23 protein-coding genes and 3 pseudogenes are annotated in these 21,390 nt (G+C 45.3%); 11 read left to right on the top strand and 15 right to left on the bottom strand.

From position 1 onward, the window contains the following. The first annotated feature begins 275 nt into the window (after window positions 1-275). Window positions 276-1,127 carry an enoyl-CoA hydratase/isomerase family protein gene (locus tag ACVA53_RS17745; RefSeq protein WP_255042604.1) on the top strand — a complete coding sequence of 284 codons (852 nt, stop codon included), beginning with the start codon at window positions 276-278 and terminating at the stop codon, window positions 1,125-1,127. A gap of 332 nt (window positions 1,128-1,459) precedes the next feature. Here the strand turns inward: ACVA53_RS17745 and ACVA53_RS17740 are convergent, their stop codons facing one another. Further along, window positions 1,460-2,722, bottom strand: a complete 1,263-nt coding sequence (locus ACVA53_RS17740) for a RidA family protein (RefSeq protein WP_446505825.1) — start codon at window positions 2,720-2,722, stop codon at window positions 1,460-1,462. A 733-nt stretch (window positions 2,723-3,455) separates the two neighbouring features. On the opposite strand from ACVA53_RS17740, the gene ACVA53_RS17735 reads away from it, so the two are divergent. Beyond that, the gene (locus ACVA53_RS17735) at window positions 3,456-4,028 is read left to right on the top strand and encodes a DUF2913 family protein (RefSeq protein ID WP_255042601.1); all 573 of its coding nucleotides are present in this window, start codon (window positions 3,456-3,458) and stop codon (window positions 4,026-4,028) included. Window positions 4,029-4,121: 93 nt separating this feature from the next. Here the strand turns inward: ACVA53_RS17735 and ACVA53_RS17730 are convergent, their stop codons facing one another. Both ACVA53_RS17730 and ACVA53_RS17725 read right to left on the bottom strand, forming a co-directional pair. After that, on the bottom strand, window positions 4,122-5,576 hold the full coding sequence (locus ACVA53_RS17730; protein ID WP_446505824.1) for a glutathione synthase: 1,455 nt from the start codon (window positions 5,574-5,576) through the stop codon (window positions 4,122-4,124). A gap of 17 nt (window positions 5,577-5,593) precedes the next feature. After that, on the bottom strand, window positions 5,594-5,719 hold the full coding sequence (locus tag ACVA53_RS17725) for a hypothetical protein (RefSeq protein ID WP_446505823.1): 126 nt from the start codon (window positions 5,717-5,719) through the stop codon (window positions 5,594-5,596). A 399-nt stretch (window positions 5,720-6,118) separates the two neighbouring features. Here ACVA53_RS17725 and ACVA53_RS17720 point away from each other — a divergent pair, with 399 nt between their 5' ends. Continuing rightward, window positions 6,119-7,471, top strand: a complete 1,353-nt coding sequence (locus tag ACVA53_RS17720; protein ID WP_446505822.1) for a hypothetical protein — start codon at window positions 6,119-6,121, stop codon at window positions 7,469-7,471. 55 nt (window positions 7,472-7,526) lie between these two features. Here the strand turns inward: ACVA53_RS17720 and ACVA53_RS17715 are convergent, their stop codons facing one another. After that, window positions 7,527-7,940, bottom strand: a complete 414-nt coding sequence (locus ACVA53_RS17715; protein WP_446505821.1) for a cupin domain-containing protein — start codon at window positions 7,938-7,940, stop codon at window positions 7,527-7,529. A 105-nt stretch (window positions 7,941-8,045) separates the two neighbouring features. Then, window positions 8,046-8,180, bottom strand: a complete 135-nt coding sequence (locus ACVA53_RS17710) for a hypothetical protein (RefSeq protein ID WP_255042596.1) — start codon at window positions 8,178-8,180, stop codon at window positions 8,046-8,048. Between the two features lie 227 nt (window positions 8,181-8,407). Between ACVA53_RS17710 and ACVA53_RS17705 the strand changes: the two genes are divergently transcribed. The 3 genes from ACVA53_RS17705 to ACVA53_RS17695 all read left to right on the top strand — a co-directional run bounded on the left by ACVA53_RS17705 (window position 8,408) and on the right by ACVA53_RS17695 (window position 11,197). Next, a complete protein-coding gene (locus ACVA53_RS17705) occupies window positions 8,408-8,773 on the top strand; it encodes a GNAT family N-acetyltransferase (protein WP_446505834.1) in 366 nt (121 codons plus the stop codon). Window positions 8,774-9,194: 421 nt separating this feature from the next. Then, window positions 9,195-9,395 (top strand): hypothetical protein, encoded by a 201-nt coding sequence (locus ACVA53_RS17700; RefSeq protein WP_255042594.1) that lies wholly within the window; start codon window positions 9,195-9,197, stop codon window positions 9,393-9,395. A 488-nt stretch (window positions 9,396-9,883) separates the two neighbouring features. Then, window positions 9,884-11,197, top strand: coding sequence for a peptidoglycan DD-metalloendopeptidase family protein (locus ACVA53_RS17695; protein ID WP_446505820.1), 1,314 nt, complete (start codon window positions 9,884-9,886; stop codon window positions 11,195-11,197). A 37-nt stretch (window positions 11,198-11,234) separates the two neighbouring features. On the opposite strand, the gene ACVA53_RS17690 is transcribed toward ACVA53_RS17695, so the two are convergent. The 6 genes and pseudogenes from ACVA53_RS17690 to ACVA53_RS17665 form a co-directional block, all read right to left on the bottom strand. Beyond that, window positions 11,235-11,726, bottom strand: coding sequence for a GreA/GreB family elongation factor (locus ACVA53_RS17690; RefSeq protein WP_255042592.1), 492 nt, complete (start codon window positions 11,724-11,726; stop codon window positions 11,235-11,237). A 63-nt stretch (window positions 11,727-11,789) separates the two neighbouring features. Then, window positions 11,790-11,930: pseudogene (locus ACVA53_RS17685) on the bottom strand (AraC family transcriptional regulator); the annotation flags it as partial. A 205-nt stretch (window positions 11,931-12,135) separates the two neighbouring features. Further along, window positions 12,136-13,554 carry a DUF3943 domain-containing protein gene (locus tag ACVA53_RS17680; protein WP_255042591.1) on the bottom strand — a complete coding sequence of 473 codons (1,419 nt, stop codon included), beginning with the start codon at window positions 13,552-13,554 and terminating at the stop codon, window positions 12,136-12,138. Window positions 13,555-13,976: 422 nt separating this feature from the next. Continuing rightward, a complete protein-coding gene (locus ACVA53_RS17675; protein WP_446505819.1) occupies window positions 13,977-14,195 on the bottom strand; it encodes a hypothetical protein in 219 nt (72 codons plus the stop codon). A gap of 202 nt (window positions 14,196-14,397) precedes the next feature. Next, window positions 14,398-14,511 (bottom strand): annotated as a pseudogene (locus ACVA53_RS17670) (2OG-Fe(II) oxygenase); the annotation flags it as partial. Between the two features lie 14 nt (window positions 14,512-14,525). Beyond that, window positions 14,526-14,741: a TIGR02450 family Trp-rich protein gene (locus ACVA53_RS17665; protein WP_255042588.1), complete on the bottom strand. Its 216-nt coding sequence runs from the start codon at window positions 14,739-14,741 to the stop codon at window positions 14,526-14,528. Window positions 14,742-14,938: 197 nt separating this feature from the next. Between ACVA53_RS17665 and ACVA53_RS17660 the strand changes: the two genes are divergently transcribed. The 4 genes from ACVA53_RS17660 (at window position 14,939) to ACVA53_RS17645 (ending at window position 18,628) form a co-directional block, all read left to right on the top strand. Beyond that, on the top strand, window positions 14,939-15,613 hold the full coding sequence (locus ACVA53_RS17660) for a spondin domain-containing protein (RefSeq protein WP_255042587.1): 675 nt from the start codon (window positions 14,939-14,941) through the stop codon (window positions 15,611-15,613). Window positions 15,614-15,622: 9 nt separating this feature from the next. Next, window positions 15,623-16,327 carry a spondin domain-containing protein gene (locus tag ACVA53_RS17655; protein WP_446505818.1) on the top strand — a complete coding sequence of 235 codons (705 nt, stop codon included), beginning with the start codon at window positions 15,623-15,625 and terminating at the stop codon, window positions 16,325-16,327. Window positions 16,328-16,425: 98 nt separating this feature from the next. Beyond that, complete coding sequence (locus ACVA53_RS17650; RefSeq protein WP_446505817.1) at window positions 16,426-17,190, top strand: response regulator transcription factor; 765 nt, start codon at window positions 16,426-16,428, stop codon at window positions 17,188-17,190. Between the two features lie 52 nt (window positions 17,191-17,242). Next, complete coding sequence (locus ACVA53_RS17645; RefSeq protein WP_446505816.1) at window positions 17,243-18,628, top strand: sensor histidine kinase; 1,386 nt, start codon at window positions 17,243-17,245, stop codon at window positions 18,626-18,628. Between the two features lie 69 nt (window positions 18,629-18,697). On the opposite strand, the gene ACVA53_RS17640 is transcribed toward ACVA53_RS17645, so the two are convergent. Further along, window positions 18,698-19,003, bottom strand: coding sequence for a DUF3303 domain-containing protein (locus tag ACVA53_RS17640; RefSeq protein WP_446505815.1), 306 nt, complete (start codon window positions 19,001-19,003; stop codon window positions 18,698-18,700). 132 nt (window positions 19,004-19,135) lie between these two features. Further along, window positions 19,136-19,375: a hypothetical protein gene (locus tag ACVA53_RS17635; protein WP_255042582.1), complete on the bottom strand. Its 240-nt coding sequence runs from the start codon at window positions 19,373-19,375 to the stop codon at window positions 19,136-19,138. 177 nt (window positions 19,376-19,552) lie between these two features. Between ACVA53_RS17635 and ACVA53_RS17630 the strand changes: the two genes are divergently transcribed. Further along, the gene (locus tag ACVA53_RS17630) at window positions 19,553-20,707 is read left to right on the top strand and encodes a DUF4382 domain-containing protein (protein ID WP_446505814.1); all 1,155 of its coding nucleotides are present in this window, start codon (window positions 19,553-19,555) and stop codon (window positions 20,705-20,707) included. 89 nt (window positions 20,708-20,796) lie between these two features. On the opposite strand, the gene ACVA53_RS17625 is transcribed toward ACVA53_RS17630, so the two are convergent. Next, window positions 20,797-21,048: a hypothetical protein gene (locus ACVA53_RS17625; RefSeq protein WP_309243483.1), complete on the bottom strand. Its 252-nt coding sequence runs from the start codon at window positions 21,046-21,048 to the stop codon at window positions 20,797-20,799. A gap of 106 nt (window positions 21,049-21,154) precedes the next feature. Next, window positions 21,155-21,332: pseudogene (locus ACVA53_RS17620) on the bottom strand (nucleotidyltransferase family protein); the annotation flags it as partial. Window positions 21,333-21,390: the final 58 nt, after the last annotated feature.

Here is a 21,390-nt window from a genome sequence, read left to right as displayed (position 1 = left end):
TTCAAGGAACAAACTCACGCCAGTCTACGGTAACGCACGAACACAATCATTGATGTAACACGCCGTTTTCAGATTTGGCTCGATGTAGGCGCTGGTGATTATATAGAAAATCCATATTCTCTTTTCCGTTAACTCTAATTTACCTCCCGCCTCCTCTCTCCTAGTTTTTAATGTGTGCAACGCTTTTCTATCAGAAAAAACAGCAACGCATTGCTGATATTCATTCGATTCAGAGGCTTACTGCAAAAATAGATGCAGAGATGAGGAGTAACACGATGGAATATAAGAATTTCACGACGTTTTCGGTAAAGATCGATGATGGTGTCGCCTGGGTAACCATAGATTTTCCCCCTGTTAATGTTCAGGGCCAAGAGATGCTCGCCGATCTTAACAGTCTTGCATTACGGCTAGAGCGCGACCGTGAGGTCAAAGTGGTTGTTTTCCAGTCGGCCCATCCTGAAATTTGGGTCTGCCATTATGACACTAACCTGCTGCGCGATATGTCCAAAGACGCTGTCGCCCGTAACGAAGCCAAGCTCCTCGATTTACAAGCCGTACTAGAACGCATTAGTCGATTACCACAAGCGACTATCGCCAAACTTGAAGGATATGCCCGTGGTGGTGGCCATGAGTTTGCCTTGGCATGTGACATGCGCTTTGCCGCACGAGGCAAGTACAAGTTCATGCAGATGGAAGTGGCGATGGGGATCTTACCCTGTGGTGGTGGAGCATCCCGCATGGCGCGCCAAGCCGGATTAGGGCGAGCTTTGGAAATTATCTTAAGTGCCCGTGACTTTGATGCCGACGAAGCCGAAGCCTATGGCACCATCAATAAGGCGCTCGAGCCTGATGAAATAGGCGTGTACGTTGATACACTTGCCAGACGTATTGCCAAATTCCCTGCCGAATCGATTAATGCCTGTAAGCAAACTGTCTATGAGTCTATCGACAAACCAATTGATGACGCCCTAAAAGCGGAGGCTTATTGGTTGTACCAGGCCACCAGCAAGACTGCCGCCATCAAGCGCTTTACGTGGGCCGATGAGCAAGGTGCCCAGTTCGACCTTGAAAACCAGAGAAATTGGGAACAGTTGGTAATTAATATTCAGGATATCAACGAGGATTAAACCAATCTGGATAATTAGTTGATCAAGTATTTACACGGGAAAAATCGTTGTTATCAAGGCAGATATTGCTGTAACTAATGGCTCTAATTACAAAATATCTAACGCAGAGAACAGCGATTTTAACCTGTAAGACTGATAAAATATTTATATAGGTTGGTATAAGCCCCTCAAAGCAATTACAGATGGCTGTGTTCATTCGCGATAAAAATAATGGGCAGGCCCTTATAATTTGAACGAAGTAAAAACGTTCAAAATATAAAAGCCTGCCCAGTCATTATCGTTCAATACCGCTCATAGCCATTTTATATAAACTAATCTGACTTCAATCGATATTATGCCTGTGGAAGCGTACCTTCACCGTTGGAAACAACCGCGTCGATTTGTACTAGCGCACCCATTTCAATTTGAGAGACACCCACAACAGTACGTGCTGGAAGATCGCCTTGGAAGAATGTTGTATACACTTCGTTTACCGCATCGATATCAGCAACATCTTTCAGTTGAATATTGATCTTAACGATATCGTCCATTACATGGTTAACACTTTCTACGATAGCTTTAATGTTATTCATGCACTGCTTAGCTTGCTCTTTAGCACCACCCGCTACGATTGCATTGGTTTTAACATCAACAGGTAGTTGAGCTGCAACATGGTTGTAGTGTGAGAAGGCCACGGTTTGTGTATGTAGTGCGCTACGTGGCGCAGCATCAGTATTGTTTGCACGAATCACGATGTTGTGACGATCTTCAACTTCTTGCGGAGGTGTACCGTCGCCGTGAGATACAGAAGCATCAATCTGTACCAATGCACCCATAGGTAGCGCATCAGCAGCAATAACTGAGCGTGCTGGTACATAAGCCACTGTACGAGCAATCGCTGAATCAGGGAAGAACGTTGAGTACACTTCGTTTACGGCATCAACATCAGCGAGATCGTTCAGGTACATGTTGATTTTAACGATGTCATCGAAAGGAACATCAATGCTTTCTAGAACGGCTTTCATGTTCTTTAGGCATTGAGCTGTTTGCTCTTTTACACCGCCTTCTACAAGCGTACCCGTTTTAGGGTCGATAGGTAGCTGAGCTGAGATGTTGTTATAGTGAGAGAAAGCAACCGTTTGGGTAGATAGCGCACATTGAGGTGCATTTTCAGTGTTACGAGAAAGCTTGATAAGTGCGCATGGGTCTTGTGGCGCAGTACCTTCGCCGTTAGAGATAAGCGCATCCATTTGAACCAATGCATCGCTCATCGGTAACGCTGAAACCTGAACTACGGTACGAGTAGGAAGAAGGTTGTCGAAGAAGGTTGCGTAAACTTCATCTACCGCTTCCATATCAGCAACATCTTTAAGGAATACATTAATTTTTACAACGTCATCCATTACATGGTTAATGCTTTCAACAATGGCTTTGATATTTGTTAAACACTGCTTTGCTTGATCTTTTACATCACCGACAATAATATCACCTGTTTTAGGGTCTACAGGTAACTGTGCAGAAAAGTTATTGTAATGAGAGAAAGCAACTGTTTGAGAAGATAGAGTGCTTTGAGGGGCGTTTTCTGTATTGCGTGAAACTTTAATGATGCCAGCCATGTCGACATTTTCCTTATATGTAGTCAGAGGTTTTAATCGATTTATTTGAAGAACTTATCGAAGTGACAAAATAGTAAGTTAATTATTTCGATGTAAATGTGACACAAATCAAAATATCATTTCACTAGAGCACCACTACGCAGGGGATAAATAGTCACTTTACGAATAAATATCCGGAAACATGCTAATTCTGTGGCAGCATCAACATTTTTAATTACGAACAATTCGTTATTTTTGAATGTAATCTCAGTAAAAGAATAACAATGTTTATATATTTTTATCAGTTTTTGATAATTTGCTCACAGAAATTCGATAATGACAGCTTAAATCATATGACTTTCATCATTATAAAATGCATAAAAAACCTCACTGCATTTTCTTTCTTCGAATAATCAACATTTGTTGGTTTAAGGTTACAAACGAGTGGTTGATTATGGCTAAGTCACTTGTGTTCATCACCATTTCAGCATGCACTTAGACGTTATCTCAATTTGTTAAGCTCATATTGAAAGGCGCTCAGCTTTCACGCGCTCTCTTCGTCCTCCTATATCAAGTATTCATCCGATCTCGTTACCCGACACTCCATTCTACGTATCACACAAGCTTACGAGACAACTCAGGAAGGCAAGCAGATCCGCTCAAGAAAGAATTGAATGAGAGAAAATGTAAATAATTTTTTTTATTTTCGATATACTAGTCCAGATAATCTTGTAGAGATTTGGATAGTACGTTAATGAACCAAACCCAGCTGTTGCTCGATGTTAGTACCAATGCTTTATTGCACCTTGAATTTCAAAAACTGGACAAGCACCTTTCCTTAGCTGAAAGAAACAATATTTTAGTTAAGTACTTCAAACGTATCGCTAAATCCAATCGATATAGAACAATAAGAAAGTCAGCGAAACAATGGATTGCACACGGCCGCCACCCTGATGGCAACTTGGAATCCGTGCTGAATAATGAAGTAGAGCAACTCACACAGACATGCTCTACCGATTTGTATCGTTTTGTTGGGCTTATCGATAACGTCGAATCTAAGCTGAAAACCAAAGTTCAGTACTCGAAAGCTCACGATATTGACCTCAATGCCCGCTATGGCAACGTGTTGGTCTGTGTGGTAGATGAGGATTTGACCTCAAGCTTCGATGAAGACGGGCTGATGATAAAGTCCACCCAGGTTCTGTTCATCGGCGATACGCAAGACAAAAATGTCTTCTCTGAAACAATAGAGCAAGATGGCAATTTCCAATCGGTCATTGCATACGAAGACGACAATCACCTTCGAGTTGAGCTATTTAGAATGTAGCCGTTAATACCAACCTACATAAATGACGTCCAGCAAAAAATGAGAAAGGAGGCTTCGCAGCCTCCTTGTCTCTATCTACTGCCTGACGTTCGATTAGCCGACCAAGGTTAATGAATCGAGGATCCCCTTACCGCTATGGATCCCACCTTCGTTTTCACTTGCAGGCTTGCTGCGGATCAGATAACCAGCATAGCCATCAAGCTCGGTCATTGGTTCACCATTAAAGTAAGCCGTGAACAGGCCAATTTCGCTAACTAAATCACCCACCACCGTCTGCTCGACATCTCGTACGGCGATAGTGGGAGTTTCTCGCTCATGTGGGTACAAGCGCTGCATCAAGGCCCAGGCGTCATATTCTTCAGGTGAAATCTGACTCAATTTATCGCTAATATCCTCACCAAACACACAATGGCCACCACCTTCTCCTTGGTTCTTCAATACCCACTTATGCTTATTTGCTTGGGTATTAAACCATCCAATCGTATCAGTATTTACTGGCTTCATCTCCGCCAATACACTTTTTACTAACTGCGCTTCATCAAGGCTCAACCCCCAACGGGCATAATCCTCTGCTGGCATCATAGTTAGCAGCATCTGCATTGATTTACTGGTCGCTAGTTGCTGACTAATTGTCGCATTGACCGCCACGTTATGCTGCTCAATAAACAAACGAGTCTGGCTCAAAGTATGGCAACAAATAGATTCATTCAGCTCTGGCGCCCAGTAATCTGAATACTGATAACCCGCACGCAAGTAGACCACATCGATTGCACCGACGCCGTCGAGTATTAAACGCTGGTTATCTCCCGTCGACAGCTGAGTACTGAGTTGGTCGAAGGTACGACGAACGGTACGCAGCCCCAGCTTTTGCAATTCAACCTCAAGCAAATGTTGGTCATAGACGTTATCTTCATTTTTCTGTACCACCATCAAAAAGGTCGGTTTACCCTGAATATTAAACTCCTCCTGAATCCTTCTGGCTGATGTGGCAATCGCATAGGCAAGCTGTTCAAGCCCCTGGTTCTCTGCCGGTACCGCTGCACTATCTTCCAGCCAGTTTTGGTAGGTCTGCGGCCATTGGCTTTGCATAAAGGCATGGAACTCCGTAGCACGCTGGCCGAAAGGCCCCATACCCGCAGCAATACCATTAAATTCAATAACCTTCGCCCCGTGTTGGCGATCATCCATAAAGTCGGTACGCATCAGCAATAGCGGTTGGCGCGCAGGGCTGTTATTGATATCACCATGAGCTTGCTGATGGAGCGCCATCAAGCGACCAAAAAACGGATCCGCCTTGGCCATATCCCCCAATGAAGCTTGCAGGAAGTCGTGATCTTCAGAGACATGGCTGATCAACTTGGTGATTAGCGGCGTCACCTTTCGTAGATGATCATACACCTCACTCTCCATGGTCATCGGCGCAATACTGAACGGGCAGTGCCGTGCCGTATTGTCAGCTTGTCTAAACGCCACACCGTGCATGATGGCCCACTCACAGGCGTCTTCAATGATCTGCTGCGACAGAAAACTATGCTTTTCGTTTGTCATCGTTTACTACTCTGCAATTAGACGGTCAGTGTCAGTTCGCCGTCGCTAATACGGTCAACAATCCGGCCGATAAGCCAAGATGGAACCAAGTATTGGCAGGCAAACATCTTTATGTAGCCCCGCAATTTCCAAATAATATTCATGTGTAATTAAACCATGGTCTCCATAGAAAAGGGGTAACTACAGGAAGACGAACGAGACGGGAAAAAGACGAAAAAAAATCAAGTAAAAATATCAAGGTAAGTTTAAATACCGATTAAATGTGATATTCAAGCATCACAATCAAAATTATCCAACTGAATATTGGAAATATAAAAACTTAAACCGTAGAAAAGATTACACACACTTTATTACCAATCATTATAAAACAAGAAACCCTATTAACCACACACCGAATAAAAGCAAAAAAGAACAATTAAAACAATTGATTACGATCATGTACTCATGAAATAGATATGATTTATATTGCTTATCGCACATGCTATCAATATTATTCCTTAGCTCTAATTAAGCACTCATAAAATAAAAGTAAGGGAATACAAGTGAAAAAATCAACTATAGCGCTTTCAGTTCTGACAGCGATTACTCTCTCTGGTTGTGGTAGCTCAAGTGATGATAATCCGCCGCCACCGTCAGAAAACAGTCGCTCTATTACGGTTATAGATGGCTATTTAGGCCGCACTGAAGTGTGTGTTGACCGAAACGCGAATAATGTTTGTGACAAAGACGAATTTCTTGGTATTACCAATGACGATGGTACATTCACAATCCCTGCGGTTGATTCAAATTACCCGGTATTGACCCGCGCTATCGCTGGTTTTTCTTTAGACAGTGATCGTATTGGCTATGTGCGTAATACTTACGAGATGGTTGCAAATGCAGATTCTAGCGTTGTTACACCATTCACAACGCTGGCCAAATCAGCCAACATGACGGTTGAAGAATTGGCTAATGAACTAGACCTACCAACATCAGTCATCTCTGGTGATTATGTTTCAGCTAAACAAGGTGATAATGCTGAAGATGCAGTGGTTGCCCATGCTCTTGCTCGCAGCCTAGTAAACGAGCTACCTGCAAATGCAGCAGAATTAAATGGTGAGTCGTTAAAAGAAGCAGCGGCTGATATCAATAATGCAATCAATAGCCATGTGAACGACAACGGCCATGACAGCCTAGATGACGTTGACTTCGTCATTGACGGCAGTGGTGATGTGGTGACCGAAGATGTGATCAGTGACCTACAGTCATATCTGATCGGTGACGAGACGGTTTGGAACATGGTGAGTCTAAACGGATCATACGCTCAAGATGAAGGGATTTTTGCTGTTGAGCTCGATGAAGACAAAATGTGTGTGACAGCTGATATGGGAGAGTTCTGCGCCCTATATTCTGTAGAAGGTAACGTTCTTAGCTTCGACGGTGAAAGTGACGAGTTCATCTACACCTCTTCTAATATCGCCTTTGCTGTACCTGCAGAAGGTGACCTGTCATTCTGGACAACTGATAATCTGATTGATGGCTCTTCTATGGAGTTTGCATCTACCGATTTCAGCGATAAGACATGGTTTATGGTCTTTGATGATGCAACTAACCAAATGCCAGTGCCGATTTTTGTAGAGTTCCAATTTAAGGAAAATGGTCGCATCACCTTCGTTGAAGATGGTGAAGATGATTTCTACGGCGATTGGGCTATCACTAGCGATGGCAACCTCCACATCACATTCGACGATGAAACAGTTGATGACATGCACCCTATGACGTACTCCTACGTTACAACTAATGGGCGCTTGATGATCGTTTCCAATTTGGATCACCATGCAAATGTATTCTCAATCTTTACCGAAGATAAAGCGCTTGCAGAAAACATCATCAAACAATGGGAAGCAACTAACTAGTCTAACTAGTTAAGTGCGATAGTGATGAGAAAGCGCGGTACAACAACCGCGCTTTTTACATAACATGCGCCTCAATCAACCTATCCAACTCCGGACAGGCATGCCAATCATCAGGCTGGGCAGCACCATGCTTCACCGTATGTAAATCCGTATTGGGATACACAAATACATTATGCGGCACACCGGGTTTCACGGTGATCACTTCATTCGCGGTGACCTTTCTTATCTCTAACTCACCCTTAATTAACTCGGCATAGAGAATCGAGCCAGACTGGACAATATAGGTCTCGAAAGTTGTTTGATGAAAATGGCTGTTTTGCCAACGTCCCTTTTCTTCATTCAGATAACGGGTACGGATGTAACCCGAACCATCACAGGATTTCATGCGAGAACGCGTTTCACCATTGTTCATGACTTCGGTGTTAACTTGAAGAATATCGTTGGCAGGAAGATCTACATTACTCATCATGTGGCTAGCCTAAGAGGGACATTCAGCTTGGTATGCCATACATATAAGAAGCCGCGATTAGAGAACCGCGGCTCGACAAAATTAAGAATTAGGTATGTGGTTAGGCTAGATATCTAGCCAGTCATTAAAATCGACCCAAGATAAACCTCGGCTTTTCATCTGCTCGACGTAAATCTCATACTCGGCACATTGCGTATCTCGCTCGGTGTTGCGCCAGTTTTTGTCTTCTTTCAAACTCATAAATCCATCCTTGAATCCAAATGAAGGTTGAAGCACCTACGGTCAATTCAGACTATCACTATGAAACAGCATTGAAAACAAGAAGAATGGCTCCTTTGCCAACTTTTTCTACCGCTAATACACCACTTATCATCTTTTTTGTGATCTAACCTCTGTTTTATACTCGGCCGAACATTATCAACCTTAAACAAAGTCTTCTATACGTACTGTGATTTCAAACTGAAGAAATCATTCAACTCTTTAACCAAACCTTTGCGGATTCTGAAGGTACAGACGAAGGAAAAGTGATCGGCCGTTTAGTCAGCGAGATATTTGCATCAACAGAAAACGATGACCTTTTCGTCTTTATCGCCATGGAAGAAGATAAAATTGTTGGTAGTATTCTGTTTACCCGCCTGACATTTGAATCAGACAAAACGGCCTTCTTGATGGCACCAGTTGCGGTAGCTACCCAAATCCAAGGCAAAGGTATCGGCCAAGCGCTGATCCAGTTTGGCCTCGACACACTGAAGCAACAAGATATCGAGCTGGCCTTTACGTATGGCGACCCAAACTTTTACAGCAATGAAGACAACTCAGACTATATAAACTGACACCCAACAATCAACATCACATTTATTTGCAATTAAATGTATTTACAACGGCGGCGTTTAGCGTTAGTTTGTCCGAGTCTGCTACTCAGACCGACAATGATTTTCGAAGTATACACCTCACTTCTCGCCAAAGTTAGATGCACCCCAAGAAGATTATCTCTATTACCATTCCGCTGCTGCGCTAAGTTGCAAGCGTTCCGCAGTGATGAGTCAGTGAGTTTGGTGATCTCCTGACGCCCAATAGTAAAGGTCAATGAGTAAACCGGATCAGCCAAGGCTGACAATCCGGCAAGACAAGCGCTGTTTTCAGCATTTGTACTCAATTTGATAGCCACAAACTCAAAGCAAGTTCCCAATCACTAGCAAACAATGAATACGCTAGTCGGGACAGAATGCAGAGTTTGGGCACGAAGGAAAAAATATGATTTCACATACCGGCATTATCCGCAGCTACAACCCAACTAACCGCACTGGCCTTATCACTTGTGATCTAGGCGGCGACATTCGTTTCTGCGGCGTAAACATTGCCAGCCAAGGCCAACCCGCATCGGGCAGTTTGGTCGAGTTTATGATGGATGACTCGACCAGCAACCTACAGGCTGTAAAAATTCGATTTATTTAATTTTTCGAACCCTCAAAAACCAGCGCTCTAGCCAGAGCGCTGTCATCGATACTTCCAACCTCTCACCAGCTCACGTTTTAGCCACCTGTAAACCACTCTTCCCGCAAGCATTCTCGTTAGCCCAATGCGTTTAGATGCATTATCAACCAATAGTACTCATCAGCACACATATGTTATGTCAGGGCAATGTTAGGTGTCGCTTTTTTCTGCTTTGACATCTACCTGCCATCCTAAGCCTCAAAAAATCAAATGTACTTCACAAAATGCATAACTTTTACGCAAGAAAACTGATTTTTTTAGGATCGAGGAACCTTTTTAACACACCCGATGTCTCTTTATGGCAGACTAGCGCCTATTAATGGATGCATAGTGATAAGCATTCCAAAATTCATGGTTATGGAACATGACAACAACGTTCCATAGCCCGAGAGATAAAGAACCTTTATCCGTAATAAAAATCAGCAATAAAACGACGAGTTCTTTCTACCATGTCTACGCAAAACGCGACGCTTTCTCGAAAGTGGATGTCGACCAAATTTTTAGGGATAGCAGGCTTTTCGCTATTGACGATAGCAACGCTGCTAACACAAACCACTACGACTCAACGCACGGTCCCACTCAACCTTGCGATCAATACAACCCAATGGTCTCCTAGCGAACAGACTGCTCAGCCAGTTTATGAGCCTCCTCGCTATGCGTATACCATTCAAAAAGGTGACACACTTAGCCAAATTTTCTCCCGGCTGAATATTCCTTTACGCTACATTCAAGAACTGCAAGAAGCCGATCTTAACCATTTGAAGATTGATACGCTGCAACCAGGCAATACCATGCGCTTTTGGGTTAATTCCGTCGAAGGGCGTCTTAATCGCTTGGAGTTGGAGTTTAACATTGCTCAAAAAGTCGCCTACCAACGTGTAGAAGATAATGGTTTTGAGATAGAGGAAATTACAATTCCTGGCGACTGGGACGATATTATCGCCAGCGGAGAGATCCACGGCAGCTTCTCTGTCTCTGCGCAAAAGGCAGGGCTAAATTCAGCAGAGATCTATGAAATTACTAGCTTGCTAAAAGAGAAGCTTAACTTCTCACGCGATCTCCGTGCCGGGGATAACTTCGAAGTCGTGGTTTCTCGCCAGTCGGTCAACGATACTATTACCGGCCAGCACGAAGTTCGTGCTATCCGAATCCACAGCCGAGGTAGGTCTACCACCGCTTATCTTCACAGCGACGGTAACTTCTACGATTCCAAGGGCGAGAGCCTGCAGCGTGCCTTCCTGCGCTACCCTTATGAACCTAACCGCACTTACCGGGTTAGCTCTAGTTTCAACCCTCAGCGACGCCACCCTGTCACGGGGCGTATTTCGCCACATAACGGTGTCGATTTTGCCACTCCAACTGGCACACCAGTGATCGCAACTGGCGACGGGGTGGTTTCCCAAGTCGTCAACCACCCTTATGCCGGCAAATATGTCGTGATCCAGCACGGAACCAACTACCGTACCCGCTACCTGCATAACAGCAAGATCCTTGTCCGCAAAGGCCAGAAGGTTTCTCGCGGTCAGCGAATAGCGCTCGCAGGGGCCACCGGTCGGGTAACCGGACCGCATATCCACTATGAGTTCCTGATCAGAAACCGCGCGGTAAACCCAATGACAGCCAACATTCCAATGGCCTCGTCGGTACCGAGCAAAGAAAAAGGGCAGTTCAAGGAAACGGTCGCGCTATATGATGAGATGATGGACAACCCAAACCGCTCATTACTCAGTATGGCCGATACCAACCAAGAGCCTGAGGCATAAAAAACAAAACGGGGAAGTAAACTTCCCCGTTTTTGTATCAGTAGATAGCCTCAACTTCGTAAAATACGATTTTACCACCAAGGTGTACTTCCGCATCTTCTTCGACTGTCAAACCAAGCAATGCCTCTCCCAGTGGTGAAGTCGGTGTCACAACAACGACCTCATGCTTTTCTAGCGATACCTTGATCCCCCCCGCCGTTGGCCCAAAGAATATCCATTTTTCATTATCATTCTCGTCAAGGATATGAACTAAGCACCCTAAGACAATTTCATCGTTTGTCTCCGGCAGTGCAGCTTTCAGCTGCTCATAAGCATTGATATCAGCCAAGCACTCAGCCACTCGTTGTGACTGGCCATGGGCAAGGTAAGCGGCTTCGATAGCCAAGGTATCGTACTGGGTTTCCGCCACGCTCTGATCATCAGTCGCAGCACTGTGCGCCTGATCGGCGGCATGCAATGCACTTTGGTAGGCTTGCTGTAAATCGGCGAGAATAAGATCAATGATCTGGGGTTTTAAAGTGGCATTCATGTTGGCGTTGGTATCATACGGGCAAAATCAGAATTAGCCTGAAATAGTAACTCGAATTGGGGTTTATACCAAGTTCCTGCCATGCAGTGCGGGGTTATAACTCTTATGGCTAAGCTTGCGAAACTCGGTTGGCGTCATTTTCATATAGCGCTGAAAGGTTTCGTAAAAGCGGCTACTGGAATTAAATCCAACCGTCAGAGCGATAAAAAAGGCCATCAGAAGATGTGACGGCCAAAGATGCTAAATTGATACGAAATACCCATTTACCTAGCGAGTTTTTGGGTAGGTATACCCAAGTGACTGGGTATACATATCTTTGTTTTAAAGAACACCGATATTTATAACCATAAATATCGGCTTGGTAAAACAAGCAATTTTTATCACCAAGATAAAATAACTTCGCGCCGGATCACCACCGCTCACCGCGGCCAAAACGATATACCAACTGACTAGAGAACAGATCATCATTGGTCGATAATTTTCCGCTGTAAAAGTGCACCCAATCGGCCTGAAGCGCCCAATTGCTATCTAACTGATAATGCAACCCCAATCCACCATTGACCTGAAAAGTCGTGGTATCGCGATCTTTTTCCAGCAGTGTTTCACCAATGCCAGCATTAATATAAGGGCGAACATCATGTTCGGAAAGGAAATAATACTGGAAGTCAAAGCTGTAGTTTTCGTAGGTAATACTTTCACCCGTTAGCTTACTGTCAGTATCAATACGGGTATATTGCAAACGGGAAGACAGCGATGGTGTGTAATACAGACCCAGAGTGATCACCGGTGCCCAATTGTTCTCAATGCCCCACTCTTCATCCAGATCCAGATAACGTCCGCCAACAGAGATCCCAACAATCCCGTAGTCCACAGGATCACTGGTCGTGACGTTTCGAACCCGAGTATAACTGCGCCGCATAGCCGGGCTGGTTTCCCCCTCTCCGAACTGGAAATTCAGATTAAAATTGAATTGAGTGTCCGTCTGGCCATTTGGCAAAGCAACGTCTTGGTAACCGATATAGCCGGTACCGGCTTTCACGACATCCCGCCCCATCAAATGGTTTACCCCACGGCCTAAGCTATCAACAGGGTCAAGCAAGAACAAAGCGGTGTCTCCCATCCATTCAGAATCCCAGACTTTACCGCCGCCCTGAATAATCTCTCGCTCTTTGTTAAAGGCCCATTCACCATACACCCACCCTAAAACTGGGGTTACCACAATGTCTTGTATGGCTGGGACTTCGGCAAAAGCCTCTACGCCGTACTCCCAATAGAAGGTCGACATCATGAAGGAGTAGACAAAGGCATCCCACTGGCGGTATCCCGATTTACGCGCAATTTGATAGTACACGCCACCAAAATAGGGGTGACCAATATAGTTGATGTACCACACATCTCTATCCCATATCGGACCATCCCTTACGTTATCCCACCATTTTTCCAACAAGCGATCATCGCTGGTATCCCAGTTGGAGATATCTTCTGGCAACAAAGCGATAAAGCCCGCCACGCCCACGCCATACCAAAAAATAGATTTGGTTTGTGACCACAAACGGTCTGTGTCTTCACCGTTCTCTCCCGAAAACAGAGCAACATTATAAGGCGAATCATAGACACCAACATTTCGTGGCACTTGCTCCCAGGTGGTATTGGTATATGGAAAATTTGAATAGGTGGAGGTATAGCTTGATTGTTCAGTTTTGGTTGAAGTATTTGAAAGGAATGTGGGCTGCTGTTTTACTTGAGTATGCTCAGCATCATCATTAACGGCATCTGCCACAGCCATTGAGGATGCCAACGCTATTCCCACTGCCATTGATAACCGCATTTTAATCTCCCTTCAACACAACTGTCGGCTCAAGCATCAAATTTGTTATTTTTATTGGCCATTATTTTCAGGTACTTAAAAGCCATGCTATTGAGTATAGTGAATTAAAGTGGAAGAAAATAAATGCTTTTAGCCATTTATCAAATCTCAGACCTGTCGCACAAATTTATAATCCCAGGTTCACACAGAAACTCATATCTTTACTTATCACGCTAGCAAGGTGAGTCACTACCGGCTGATCAAGCTGATAGCATCATTGCCTCTGCTTTCGGTAACCGCATTGGCAGATACTCTCGGGGAAATATACAAAAAAACGGCAAAGCAAAGCGGATTTTGGCGTGAATATTACATGAATAAAAAAGCCATACTCAGATTATACTCCCGAGTATGACTAACCATTATATTTTAAGTATTATTAAGAATCAGTTATCAAGATAATGAAGCAGTTCAGCAGGTTGGCACATATGCAATGCTATTTTTCGAAGATAATCAGCAACAATTTCATCTCCTCCGAGACAGCGCTGGATTAATGCAATAACAGACTCAACCTCAACACCATCATAAATTAATGATGCGATCCACTGATACTCAACGGAATTAACATCTGAGATTGTGTCCCTTCCAATAGATAATTTACCCATTATTCACCCTCAGACTCACGTTTTTCATACCCAACTCAAATAAACTGGGTAACACGATGCATAAAATACCAAAAAAGCATGAACACAGTTAGCAAGATTACAAAAAATTACAAAATTTCAATTACTTGATAGCAGGCATTCGCAACCACCACTTCCACTTTGCTCATTACTGGGCAATATCTAAGGCGTTATTTTTCACACCATCTTCTTCGGACCAGCAATCGTTCATATAAATAACAGTCGTCAAACGTCGGTTTTCATTACCGCGAAAACAATCAAGATACTTCTGGTAGAAATCCCCTTTCTCGTATTTCGCTCTTGCTTCAACCCTCACTTCCACCCCATGAGCCAACGGCTACTGTCTTTTAATTCACGCCAATCGAGTTCAAACATTCGATGATTAATTACCGCTTGGATGAGGCAACTGACGACTTTTTGATTTTCGTCGTATTCGACGTCTATCACCATGAAATGCTTCTCTCGCCCTTCCACTTCCACTTTGGTCCATTTGCTGCCAAACAGCGATTTGGGGTGTACCCGATTCATGGCAATCTCCTATCAATATCTCATTTATACCCAAGCTACTTGGGTATATAAAACAATACGTAATCTAAACGAGGAAGGTTTACTGCTCAAGGTTCTAGGTTCTAAAACCATTGTGAGAAATTTGTGAGGTTTTTTGGAGAGTCCTGCAAGATTTGTTCGCCATAGTGAAGGTAACTCACCAACACAGGGAAAGAACAATGAACAAGACACTCACAGCCCTCTCACTTGCGGCTGCCTTCATAAGCACAGGTCAAACCCAAGCAGCAGAAATTGATGTCACCATCACCAATGCGACCAAAAACATCTACTTTACTCCTTTATTGGTTGCGGCCCACAGCAGCGATATCTTCCTGTTTCGCAGCGGCGAAGCGGCTGGCTCTGAGGTTGAGCAGATGGCTGAAGGTGGAGATATCGGTCCGTTGTCATCCCTCGCCAGCAACGCTGGTGCAGTCGTTGTCTCAAATCCTGCTAGCGGCCCACTTAACCCCGGCGATTCAACCACCGCAAGCATGGATACCGGTGATGCCGACAGCCTTAGCATTACTGCCATGCTACTCCCGACCAATGATGGCTTTGTCGGGCTTGATAGCTGGCCAATCCCAACGACACCCGGCACCTATACCGTGCGTCTGAACGGTTACGATGCAGGTACCGAGGCCAATGATGAACTCGCCACCAGCATGCCTAACCCACCCTTCGTCAATCTAGGTACTGGGGGGAGTGGTGCCGAGACAACCGTGACGAATACCAGTGTTCATATCCACCCGGGTAACCTCGGCGATACTGACCCCACAGGTGGCATCAGTGATATCAGCAGTACAGCTTACCGCTGGCTCAACCCTGTTGCTGTTGTTACTGTTACCGTGAAGTAAGGAGGCAGCATGAAGAATTATCGCTTACTCTTACTCGCCGCCAGTGTCGCACTGTTGGCTGGTTGCCCGACTGATTCGGATGACGATGATCCCGTGCCACCGGAAGACACACTCGCGACTTTCAGTGTTGAGGTTAAAAACACCTCGGCAAACCAGCCCCTGTCACCACTGGCTGTCATTGGTCATAGTAACGACTACCAGCTATTCACTATCGGTCAACCCGCGTCAGAAGCTCTCGAGATGCTCGCGGAAAGCGGAGATAACAGCGCCCTACTTAGCGAACAAGCTGACGGTATTTCGGTACAAGCGGCAGGGAGCGGCGTGATCCTGCCAGCAGGCAGCGATTCTGTCACCGTTACAATAGATACCTCGACATCATCTTATCTCTCGGTGGCCAGCATGTTGGTCAATACCAATGATGCCTTTGTCGCTGAAACCGCGATGGACTTAGCCGACTTGGCGATTGGCGATACCTTGCGCATCGCCATGCCAGCATGGGATTCAGGTACCGAGGCCAATGATGAAGCCGCCGAGACGATTCCGGGCCCAGCAGCGGGCGGTGAAGGATTCAATAGCGAACGCGATGATAACGACCGTGTTTCATTCCACCCAGGCGTGATCAGCAAAGATGATGGTTTAAGCACATCGATACTGGACGCAACACACCGGTTCCAGTCTCCCGCCGCCCAACTGATCATTACCCGTACCGAATAATGACAATGGTTTCGACAATTCTCATTATTGAGTGAAAGATATCAGTCGTAACCCGGTCATCTGAGGGAGCCAGCTCCTTCAGATGATTGGGTATCACAATGACGCTAGCAGAAAAACAGGTACCAGCCGCTATGATCCTCATCGTAGAAGATGACAATGATCTTGCTGATCTGATCAACATGCACCTGTCCTTCCAAGGGCACAACGTTGTTCGGGTAACGAGTCTACAACAGGCAAGGCAGGCGTTGACTAACCAGTATTTTGAGCTTCTTGTGCTCGACCGTGGGCTGGAAGACGGTGATGGCCTGAGCTTGTGCCAAGCAATCAGACACCATCAGATAGGCAGCCAGCCATGGCTTCCGGTACTAGTACTGACGGCGAGAGATGCCGAAAAAGACAAAGTAGAAGGATTAGAGTCCGGTGCGGATGACTACCTCACCAAACCTTTCAGTGTGCTGGAGTTCCAAGCCCGAGTCAGGGCTATGTTGCGCCGCCAGCACTTTAGCAAAGAGGCTGCGAATGATACGGATCCCACCACGCAAAAGCACAATGATAATCGAAGTCATGTCTTGAATTTTGGTGATTTAATCATCAACCCAACAACCCATAAGGTTGAACTCAAACAGGATGACATATCCCTGACCGCAACCGAGTTTACCCTGCTGCATTTCCTCGCTAAAAAGCCGGGACGCGTGTACAGCAAAGATGAGTTACTCGAAGCGGTTTGGCAGACGCATTTTTCTGGTTACCACCACACAGTGTGTAGCACCATAAACCGATTAAGAACCAAGCTCAACGCCAGCAACGAAGAGCACAAATACATCCATACCGTCTGGGGTGTAGGGTACAAATTTGAGGCCTGATATTTGAGGCCTGATAAAAGCTCTAAAAGCGCAATCCACTGGAGAAGCAGAAATGAATTTTAAAACCAAACTTGTTCTACTTACCGGTTGTTGGTTTTTGCTCTCCATTGTCGTTATTGGTGGCATGTTCAACTACCAACAAACCTATGTTGAACAGCGCACACAACAGAACCTGCACCGAGAATTAGCCGCGCACATGCGAGACGATAGCCCACTGATGGACGACAGTGACTACAACCCCAAGGCGCTGAAATCTATCTTCCATACCTTGATGCTGCTTGGCCCCGATTTTGAAATTTATTTCCTCGATAACGATGGCAACATTAAAAGCCATGCCGCACCGGAAGGGATAGCCATCAGCCAACAGGTAAACCTAAAACCGATTCGCGCTTTTCTCGCCGACAAGCCTTTTCCAATTTTGGGAGATGATCCACGTAACGCCACCCGCCAGAAAGTCTTTTCTGTCGCCCCCATTAAGGAGGGCAATACAACGAATGGGTATTTATACGTAGTCATTGGTAGCGAGCAGCGCGCCCTAGCCGCCAAGTTGAGCGACATGGATTCCCTCCAACAGTCACCTATTGTCTGGGTTACCTCTGCAGCATTAATACTGGTACTCGGCTTTAGCTTGACGGTATATAGACTCACTAAAACGACCTTACTCAACCCAATAAGGCAAGTCACACAAGACCTTAAGACACAAGCTGAAAATGGCTACCGTCTAAAGCCCGAAGCCATGCTCAATGTGGCAGAACTTAAGCCGATCGCCAAGCAAATGTACCTTATGGCACGTACTATTTCACAGCAATTCCTCCAGCTTGAGCAGCAAGAGCAGAAGCGTCGCGAATTACTGGTACAGCTTAGCCATGACCTCAAAACCCCGCTGGCCAGCGTACTGGGCTACCTTGAGACATGGCAAATTCAAGCCACCAAACCGGACCCATTAATCAACACCGCACAGCGTAATGCCTTGAAGTTATCCGAACTATTAACCCAACAAATCAAAATCGCCCGTCAGCAGTCTGTGCTCAGCGAGCCAAAATTTGAAGCCTTAAAGCTCGGTCATATCCTTCAGGATGTCATCGATACCATGCAACCTGAGGCTAATAAGAAACAGGTCGAGTTGACCCTGAACATTCCCAAGCAAGATGTCGTCTTCGGCGATAAACAGTTATTGCAACGGCTGTTTACCAACTTGTTTGATAACGCCATCAGGCACGCACCTTATGCAAGTACGGTACAACTGATGATCAATCCCGAGCCAATAGGACTGGGGATTTTCATGGAAAATGACATCGACCCGCAAGCACCCCAAGGCACGATGGGGCTCGGCACCAAAATCATCCAATCGATTCTGATGTTGCATCAAAGCCAGCTAAGAACCAAACAAGGACAACAGCATTTCGAGCAATCTTTCAGCCTTCCTCTTCCCACCTAGTCACCACTTCTCCTGAAGCGGAATGAGGAAGGCTTTTTTTAACGGCTTTCGCGATATACCAAGAAACAGTTAGGACGAAAGCCTCTCACCCATTTCGCGGGCCATTGCGTCGTCAACCACGGGCTGCACCGTAATACCCATTTCACTATTCCACTTCAGTGCATAGGCTGTGACGGCCTCTATACTGTCAGACTCTACGATGCACACCCCCGTTCCGCTGACTAAATCGTGCCAGCGACCAATCAACCTGATTTCCGGCCCCATCAGCGCCTTATCTTGTTCTTCAGTCAATTTGGAAAAGTGTGCCAGCACCGGATGCAGCCGACCTTGGTATAGCTGCCATGAGATCAGGAAAGTCATTGGGTACCTCTTCAATCACGCATCAAACGTGTTGAGAGTATAGTCACAGATACCTCACTCACCTTGATGAGTTAGGTATCTGTTTTTGCAAAATGGGAATCAATTTTGGAAAGGGGATCTGAGATTAAGTAAGGAGAATCATACCAATCAAAGAAAAACAAAGCGTTGGATATATTGGAAGAACCGAGTACGTTTCATACTACGAATTTTGTCGAGCGCTTCTTCTTCTTTGAGGTGCTCACTGCAGCAAAGAGAGTCAATTTTAGAGCGATCTGTTGTATTCAAACGGTAAATCTCACGCTCAATAATCATCAAGCACTCTGATTTGGTATAGCCCAAGGCTTGCAGCTCATGAACGGCTGGCATATCAATAATGGACAGTTTCATCTGTATCTCTCCTTTAACAGAGAATTTAGAAATACGCCGTTCTAACCAGCATATTTTATGCCGCAACACTTTCTCTTTGTTATGCCCCTCCCAACGCCTTATACGCCTGACAGACCGTTGACATACTTTTCACTGTCTTTTTGTATATTCTGCCGAAAATATTTTGCAGGATACCCCATGAAAAGCAGCAACTTACTTTTACCGCTACTATTGAGCACGGCACTTGTCGGTTGTGGCTCTGATAGCGGCAACGACAACGGCACGACGCCAACCGATGCAACGCTCAACTTTGGTGTGATAAACCAACTTGACACACCGACGAGTGCAAATAAAAGCCTTGATGTGACAACTGATGACAGTGATACAAACTGCCATCACGATAAATGTCTGAGTGACATTGATGAAGCCGTTATCGCCTTTAATTATGTGTTCTTAAAGAAAGCGGGCAGTAACGGCAGTGACGAGGCAACCTGCGATCAAACTGGTGAATGTGAGGCGTACCACATCACCTTTGAACAAGAAACCAATGAGCTTCGCATGATCGATGTTATGAATGCCAATGGTGATAATGCCTACCCGCTGTTCCAAGACCTGAAGCTATCACCTGGCGACTATGAAATGTGCCTATATATCAATGGTGAACAGGGTGCTAACACGCAAGTTGAGGTCGATTATGACTCTCACGTCCGTGATATTGACGGCAGCTACCTTCACCTGAGCACACCAAGTCAAGGTTCATGTGCCGGTGCCAAGCCGCCACAAAATGCCCGCCCTAGCGGACGTTTGGTCAGTCAACCATTCACGGTACATAAAGGTTACAACAACCTCGCGTTCTGGTTTAACTTGGAAGAGACACTGCAGTACAACAAAAACCATGACTGGCGCTTCCTCAGCAGTAAAGATTTCGAAATCGTCCATATCGATGATATCGCTCCGCGACTAGGCCATATCCGTGGCACTATTGATATTGATTCAATCCAAAGCCAGTGCCATGAAAACAACTATGACTCCGCCGACGCTGTTTACCTGTATCGTGGGGATACCACTAAAGAACAGATGCTCGGCTTCCATAACCCAAGGCTTGGCAGTGAAGGCGAACGCCGCCCGAAAGAATCTGCTCCGGTCGCCGTCCCTCTGATTGAAGACCCATCAGGTTTGCAGGCTAAATTTAGCTTTAGTGACGTTTATGCAGGGGAATATGCGGTTGGCTACACCTGTACCGCGCAATACGATATTGAGGAAACAAACGGTTCAGGGTTTGAGATCTACGACTCTCGCAACAACATCATCGTCGAGCCAGGGCGTATGACAAGCGTGACGTTTTCTTTTTAAGTAGCGGATACAACCTTCTTTATAACTAACCATTAATTCAATGAAAAGGCCGCATTGCGGCCTTTTTACTGTCCGGAGCCAACATCCCATTAACTAATATTGATCTCACCATTGCGGACCAATTTGCAAAACTGCGAGTAGTCGTGACTGTAGACACAAAATGCCTGCGGCAAGGTCGTCCCAGATAAGAAATTATCGAACGCTTTACGGGTATCGTCGGGTAAACCGGTAGGGTCAACGACTTTGAAAGGGACATCCGGTATCGAAAACTCTGCAAGCTCGGGTAACAGGGAGTCAAAATCAGTAGCCATAGAATCATCACCTTCAACAGTTGTGTTCATGATGCCTTCTGAGTATAGCCAATCTCCTATTTCCAATAGTTATGTTTTCTTACCGTGTATCTTTTCAATCAGATAATCGATGAACCTTTTTTGGGTACTGGTTAAAATCGTCTTCATAAGGATCGAAATAAACCACATCCAGATCATTAAGTGGTGTGGGCTCGCTATGACCATGCAGTTTATCCCACACCAAATTACGGACAAATCCTGCCGCTAAATAGCATTGCGGTAAGTTCAGCAGCCGAACGCTCAAGTGCCTTCAACCTGGTTTCATCTTGTTTCAACCACTCAGGGAGCTGCTCATTAGCCCGTATCAATCGCCATTTCCTTCAAAGATGTCCT

The sequence above is a fragment of the Photobacterium sp. DNB23_23_1 genome, from assembly GCF_052873815.1.
The sequence above is the reverse complement of the archived record's forward strand: the minus strand, read 5'-3'. Positions and strand labels throughout refer to the sequence as shown.

Excerpts from the sequence above, each read along its gene's own strand:
- ACVA53_RS17740 (WP_446505825.1), bottom strand. The coding sequence starts at position 2,722 with ATGGCTGGCATCATTAAAGTTTCACGCAATACAGAAAACGCCCCTCAA.
- ACVA53_RS17635 (WP_255042582.1), bottom strand. The coding sequence starts at position 19,375 with ATGAAACTGTCCATTATTGATATGCCAGCCGTTCATGAGCTGCAAGCC.
- ACVA53_RS17645 (WP_446505816.1), top strand. The coding sequence starts at position 17,243 with ATGAATTTTAAAACCAAACTTGTTCTACTTACCGGTTGTTGGTTTTTG.
- ACVA53_RS17630 (WP_446505814.1), top strand. The coding sequence starts at position 19,553 with ATGAAAAGCAGCAACTTACTTTTACCGCTACTATTGAGCACGGCACTT.
- ACVA53_RS17715 (WP_446505821.1), bottom strand. The coding sequence starts at position 7,940 with ATGATGAGTAATGTAGATCTTCCTGCCAACGATATTCTTCAAGTTAAC.
- ACVA53_RS17675 (WP_446505819.1), bottom strand. The coding sequence starts at position 14,195 with ATGGGTAAATTATCTATTGGAAGGGACACAATCTCAGATGTTAATTCC.
- ACVA53_RS17665 (WP_255042588.1), bottom strand. The coding sequence starts at position 14,741 with ATGAATCGGGTACACCCCAAATCGCTGTTTGGCAGCAAATGGACCAAA.
- ACVA53_RS17710 (WP_255042596.1), bottom strand. The coding sequence starts at position 8,180 with ATGAGTTTGAAAGAAGACAAAAACTGGCGCAACACCGAGCGAGATACG.
- ACVA53_RS17660 (WP_255042587.1), top strand. The coding sequence starts at position 14,939 with ATGAACAAGACACTCACAGCCCTCTCACTTGCGGCTGCCTTCATAAGC.
- ACVA53_RS17695 (WP_446505820.1), top strand. The coding sequence starts at position 9,884 with ATGTCTACGCAAAACGCGACGCTTTCTCGAAAGTGGATGTCGACCAAA.
- ACVA53_RS17650 (WP_446505817.1), top strand. The coding sequence starts at position 16,426 with ATGACGCTAGCAGAAAAACAGGTACCAGCCGCTATGATCCTCATCGTA.
- ACVA53_RS17625 (WP_309243483.1), bottom strand. The coding sequence starts at position 21,048 with ATGAACACAACTGTTGAAGGTGATGATTCTATGGCTACTGATTTTGAC.
- ACVA53_RS17655 (WP_446505818.1), top strand. The coding sequence starts at position 15,623 with ATGAAGAATTATCGCTTACTCTTACTCGCCGCCAGTGTCGCACTGTTG.
- ACVA53_RS17700 (WP_255042594.1), top strand. The coding sequence starts at position 9,195 with ATGATTTCACATACCGGCATTATCCGCAGCTACAACCCAACTAACCGC.
- ACVA53_RS17735 (WP_255042601.1), top strand. The coding sequence starts at position 3,456 with ATGAACCAAACCCAGCTGTTGCTCGATGTTAGTACCAATGCTTTATTG.
- ACVA53_RS17680 (WP_255042591.1), bottom strand. The coding sequence starts at position 13,554 with ATGCGGTTATCAATGGCAGTGGGAATAGCGTTGGCATCCTCAATGGCT.
- ACVA53_RS17725 (WP_446505823.1), bottom strand. The coding sequence starts at position 5,719 with ATGAATATTATTTGGAAATTGCGGGGCTACATAAAGATGTTTGCCTGC.
- ACVA53_RS17690 (WP_255042592.1), bottom strand. The coding sequence starts at position 11,726 with ATGAATGCCACTTTAAAACCCCAGATCATTGATCTTATTCTCGCCGAT.
- ACVA53_RS17730 (WP_446505824.1), bottom strand. The coding sequence starts at position 5,576 with ATGACAAACGAAAAGCATAGTTTTCTGTCGCAGCAGATCATTGAAGAC.
- ACVA53_RS17745 (WP_255042604.1), top strand. The coding sequence starts at position 276 with ATGGAATATAAGAATTTCACGACGTTTTCGGTAAAGATCGATGATGGT.